Below are 5569 nucleotides of genomic sequence, written 5' to 3' on the forward strand. Positions count from 1 at the left end.
GAGTCGGGAAGCAGCAAAAAGTTTCGCGGACAGGTGTTGACGTTCACGAAAACTGCTGTATAGTGTGCGGCTCGCTCGGGCACTTCGGTGACGAGCACGAAACAAGGCGCTGAGGCCGGTTTCGATGATCTTTGACAGTGTGCGCAGGTGACTTGTGCGGGCGTCTGGCGGGTGGATGATTGTCCATCTTGCAGACGTTCGTAACAGAGTCCAAATGATTGAAGAAAGCATGCAAATGCGAGTAATTGAGTAATGAGGGCCTGGGGCGAAGTCTGCACTCAAAGCATTGATGAAGGCCGCAAGGCTGGAATCGAAACATTTAAGTGAAGAGTTTGATCCTGGCTCAGAGTGAACGCTGGCGGCAGGCCTAACACATGCAAGTCGAACGGCAGCACAGAGGAGCTTGCTCCTTGGGTGGCGAGTGGCGGACGGGTGAGGAATACGTCGGAATCTGCCTATTTGTGGGGGATAACGTAGGGAAACTTACGCTAATACCGCATACGACCTACGGGTGAAAGCGGAGGACCTTCGGGCTTCGCGCAGATAGATGAGCCGACGTCGGATTAGCTAGTTGGCGGGGTAAAGGCCCACCAAGGCGACGATCCGTAGCTGGTCTGAGAGGATGATCAGCCACACTGGAACTGAGACACGGTCCAGACTCCTACGGGAGGCAGCAGTGGGGAATATTGGACAATGGGCGCAAGCCTGATCCAGCCATGCCGCGTGTGTGAAGAAGGCCTTCGGGTTGTAAAGCACTTTTGTCCGGAAAGAAAAGCTTCGGGTTAATACCCCGAGGTCATGACGGTACCGGAAGAATAAGCACCGGCTAACTTCGTGCCAGCAGCCGCGGTAATACGAAGGGTGCAAGCGTTACTCGGAATTACTGGGCGTAAAGCGTGCGTAGGTGGTTTGTTAAGTCTGATGTGAAAGCCCTGGGCTCAACCTGGGAATGGCATTGGAAACTGGCTTACTAGAGTGCGGTAGAGGGTAGTGGAATTCCCGGTGTAGCAGTGAAATGCGTAGATATCGGGAGGAACATCTGTGGCGAAGGCGACTACCTGGACCAGCACTGACACTGAGGCACGAAAGCGTGGGGAGCAAACAGGATTAGATACCCTGGTAGTCCACGCCCTAAACGATGCGAACTGGATGTTGGGAGCAACTTGGCTCTCAGTATCGAAGCTAACGCGTTAAGTTCGCCGCCTGGGAAGTACGGTCGCAAGACTGAAACTCAAAGGAATTGACGGGGGCCCGCACAAGCGGTGGAGTATGTGGTTTAATTCGATGCAACGCGAAGAACCTTACCTGGTCTTGACATCCACGGAACTTTCCAGAGATGGATTGGTGCCTTCGGGAACCGTGAGACAGGTGCTGCATGGCTGTCGTCAGCTCGTGTCGTGAGATGTTGGGTTAAGTCCCGCAACGAGCGCAACCCTTGTCCTTAGTTGCCAGCACGTAATGGTGGGAACTCTAAGGAGACCGCCGGTGACAAACCGGAGGAAGGTGGGGATGACGTCAAGTCATCATGGCCCTTACGACCAGGGCTACACACGTACTACAATGGTAGGGACAGAGGGCTGCAAACCCGCGAGGGCAAGCCAATCCCAGAAACCCTATCTCAGTCCGGATCGGAGTCTGCAACTCGACTCCGTGAAGTCGGAATCGCTAGTAATCGCAGATCAGCATTGCTGCGGTGAATACGTTCCCGGGCCTTGTACACACCGCCCGTCACACCATGGGAGTTTGTTGCACCAGAAGCAGGTAGCTTAACCTTCGGGAGGGCGCTTGCCACGGTGTGGCCGATGACTGGGGTGAAGTCGTAACAAGGTAGCCGTATCGGAAGGTGCGGCTGGATCACCTCCTTTAGAGACAAAAAGACAGTTAATTGCCTGTCCAGACGTCCGCACAAGTGACCTGCATTTCAGAGTTCCCGATCGCCTTGGGGTGATCGAGGAGTCGTCCCGTTTCGATGGGGCTTTAGCTCAGCTGGGAGAGCACCTGCTTTGCAAGCAGGGGGTCGTCGGTTCGATCCCGACAAGCTCCACCACCTAGCCAGTAAGTAGTCCTTAGGGACGAATTGGGTCTGTAGCTCAGGTGGTTAGAGCGCACCCCTGATAAGGGTGAGGCCGGTGGTTCGAGTCCTCCCAGACCCACCACCCTGGCGAAAGCTGGAGCGAGACAAAACTCTGAACTGCGCACACATAAAGATTTGAAACTTCGAAGGCGCTGAAGCCTTTGAAGTGTTCTTTGAAAAACTGGAATGTAGCGAGCGTTTTGAGACGGAATGTCCAAACGTGTCGTGAGGCTAAGGCGGGGCCCAAGAGGCCCTAACATTTGAAGTTGTTGATTTGTTCGTAAATCAATAATCCTGAGGCAACTTGGGGTTATATGGTCAAGCGAATAAGCGCACACGGTGGATGCCTTGGCGGTCAGAGGCGATGAAGGACGTGACAGCCTGCGAAAAGCGCGGGGGAGCTGGCAATAAGCATTGATCCCGCGATGTCCGAATGGGGAAACCCACCTAGCAATAGGTATCCTGCAGTGAATACATAGCTGCTGGAAGCGAACCCGGAGAACTGAAATATCTAAGTACCCGGAGGAAAAGAAATCAACCGAGATTCCCTAAGTAGTGACGAGCGAACGGGGACTAGCCCTTAAGTTGCATCAGCTTCAGCAAAACGAGTTGGAAAGCTCGGCCATAGAAGGTGACAGCCCTGTATGCGAAGGGGCTGATGCGATGAAATCGAGTAGGGCGGGGCACGAGAAACCCTGTCTGAACATGGGGGGACCATCCTCCAAGGCTAAATACTCCTGACCGACCGATAGTGAACCAGTACCGTGAGGGAAAGGCGAAAAGAACCCTGGTGAAGGGAGTGAAATAGACCCTGAAACCGTGTGCGTACAAGCAGTAGGAGCTCCGCAAGGAGTGACTGCGTACCTTTTGTATAATGGGTCAGCGACTTACTGTTCGTGGCAAGCTTAACCGTATAGGGGAGGCGAAGGGAAACCGAGTCTGATAAGGGCGCATAGTCGCGGGCAGTAGACCCGAAACCGGGTGATCTAGTCATGCCCAGGGTGAAGGTTGAGTAACATCAACTGGAGGCCCGAACCCACTCCCGTTGCAAAGGTAGGGGATGAGGTGTGATTAGGAGTGAAAAGCTAATCGAACCCGGAGATAGCTGGTTCTCCTCGAAAGCTATTTAGGTAGCGCCTCGGACGAATACTACTGGGGGTAGAGCACTGTTATGGCTAGGGGGTCATTGCGACTTACCAAACCATGGCAAACTCCGAATACCAGTACGTACTATCCGGGAGACACACGGCGGGTGCTAACGTCCGTCGTGAAAAGGGAAACAACCCAGACCCACAGCTAAGGTCCCAAATTTATCGCTAAGTGGTGAACGATGTGGAAAGGCACAGACAGCCAGGAGGTTGGCTTAGAAGCAGCCACCCTTTAAAGAAAGCGTAATAGCTCACTGGTCGAGTCGGTCTGCGCGGAAGATTTAACGGGGCTAAGCGATAAACCGAAGCTTGGGGTGCATCACTTTGTGATGCGCGGTAGAGGAGCGTTCCGTAAGCCGTTGAAGGTGGATTGAGAAGTCCGCTGGAGGTATCGGAAGTGCGAATGCTGACATGAGTAACGATAATGCGGGTGAAAAGCCCGCACGCCGAAAGCCCAAGGTTTCCTTGCGCAACGTTAATCGACGCAGGGTGAGTCGGCCCCTAAGGCGAGGCAGAAATGCGTAGTCGATGGGAAGCAGGTTAATATTCCTGCACCTCGCGTAAGTGCGATGGAGGGACGGAGAAGGTTAAGCAGGCCAGGCGTTGGTTGTCCTGGTGAGAGAGTTGAGGCGGTCCCCTTAGGCAAATCCGGGGGGGCAACGTTGAGACTAAGGACCGGTCCTTTTGGACTAGGCTGCTGATATCACGCTTCCAGGAAAAGCTCCTAAGCTTCAGCTTACGCAGACCGTACCGTAAACCGACACAGGTGGGCAGGATGAGAATTCTAAGGCGCTTGAGAGAACTCGGGTGAAGGAACTAGGCAAAATAGCACCGTAACTTCGGGAGAAGGTGCGCCCTTTCTGGTGAATAGCTGGGAGGGGCCGCAGTGACCAGGCCGCTGCGACTGTTTATCAAAAACACAGCACTCTGCAAACACGAAAGTGGACGTATAGGGTGTGACGCCTGCCCGGTGCTGGAAGGTTAATTGATGGGGTCAGCCGCAAGGCGAAGCTCTTGATCGAAGCCCCAGTAAACGGCGGCCGTAACTATAACGGTCCTAAGGTAGCGAAATTCCTTGTCGGGTAAGTTCCGACCTGCACGAATGGCGTAACGACAGCGGCGCTGTCTCCACCCGAGACTCAGTGAAATTGAAATCGCTGTGAAGATGCAGCGTTCCCGCGGCAAGACGGAAAGACCCCGTGAACCTTTACTATAGCTTTACACTGAACGTTGAGTTCGTCTGTGTAGGATAGGTGGGAGGCTATGAAACCATGGCGCTAGCTGTGGTGGAGCCATCCTTGAAATACCACCCTGTCGTGCTTGACGTTCTAACCTAGGCCCGTAATCCGGGTCGGGGACCGTGTATGGTGGGTAGTTTGACTGGGGCGGTCTCCTCCCAAAGTGTAACGGAGGAGCACGAAGGTACGCTCAGCGCGGTCGGACATCGCGCACTGTGTGCAAAGGCATAAGCGTGCTTGACTGCAAGATCGACGGATCAAGCAGGTACGAAAGTAGGTCTTAGTGATCCGGTGGTTCTGTATGGAAGGGCCATCGCTCAACGGATAAAAGGTACTCCGGGGATAACAGGCTGATACCGCCCAAGAGTTCATATCGACGGCGGTGTTTGGCACCTCGATGTCGGCTCATCACATCCTGGGGCTGTAGTCGGTCCCAAGGGTATGGCTGTTCGCCATTTAAAGTGGTACGCGAGCTGGGTTCAGAACGTCGTGAGACAGTTCGGTCCCTATCTGTCGTGGGCGTTGGAGATTTGAGAGGGGCTGCTCCTAGTACGAGAGGACCGGAGTGGACGAACCTCTGGTGTTCCGGTTGTCACGCCAGTGGCACTGCCGGGTAGCTATGTTCGGAAGCGATAACCGCTGAAAGCATCTAAGCGGGAAGCGCGCCTCAAGATGAGATCTCCCGGGACTTTAAGTCCCCTAAAGGAACCATCAAGACTAGGTGGTTGATAGGCAGGGTGTGTAAGTGCGGCAACGCATTGAGCTAACCTGTACTAATGATCCGTGTGGCTTGACCATATAACCTCAAGTTGCCTTGGCTTCATTGACACGTTCTAGACGTTTCTTCCAAATACTGTTCGCTACATTCCAACTTATTCGCCGATGACGGAGTCCATCCCGTCTGAAGCAACCCAACGAGAGCGTGTGCGCTACTTCAATACACCGAAGCCAGCGACCCTCCACCCTCTCCCTGGTGATAATAGCTGTGTGGAACCACCCGATCCCATCCCGAACTCGGAAGTGAAACGCACATGCGCCGATGGTAGTGTGGCCTAAGCCATGCAAGAGTAGGTCATCGCCAGGGGCTTTACCCTAAAACGCCGCAACCA

General features: G+C 54.1%; 2 tRNA genes and 3 rRNA genes. All 5 read left to right on the forward strand.

Annotation, left to right across the window (positions count from 1 at the left end):
* Positions 1 to 320: 320 nt before the first annotated feature.
* The 5 genes from LC490_RS24125 (at position 321) to rrf (ending at position 5544) form a co-directional block, all read left to right on the forward strand.
* A 16S ribosomal RNA gene (locus tag LC490_RS24125) occupies positions 321 to 1865 on the forward strand.
* A 106-nt stretch (positions 1866 to 1971) separates the two neighbouring features.
* Positions 1972 to 2047 (forward strand) — tRNA-Ala (locus tag LC490_RS24130).
* 32 nt (positions 2048 to 2079) lie between these two features.
* Positions 2080 to 2156, forward strand: a tRNA-Ile gene (locus tag LC490_RS24135).
* Between the two features lie 234 nt (positions 2157 to 2390).
* Positions 2391 to 5258 (forward strand): 23S ribosomal RNA (locus LC490_RS24140).
* A 171-nt stretch (positions 5259 to 5429) separates the two neighbouring features.
* Positions 5430 to 5544, forward strand: a 5S ribosomal RNA gene (gene rrf, locus LC490_RS24145).
* Together the 16S, 23S and 5S rRNA genes with 2 tRNA genes alongside form the textbook arrangement of a ribosomal RNA operon.
* Positions 5545 to 5569: the final 25 nt, after the last annotated feature.

It is taken from the genome of Lysobacter sp. ESA13C (assembly GCF_019970005.1).
Lineage (GTDB): Bacteria > Pseudomonadota > Gammaproteobacteria > Xanthomonadales > Xanthomonadaceae > Lysobacter > Lysobacter antibioticus_B.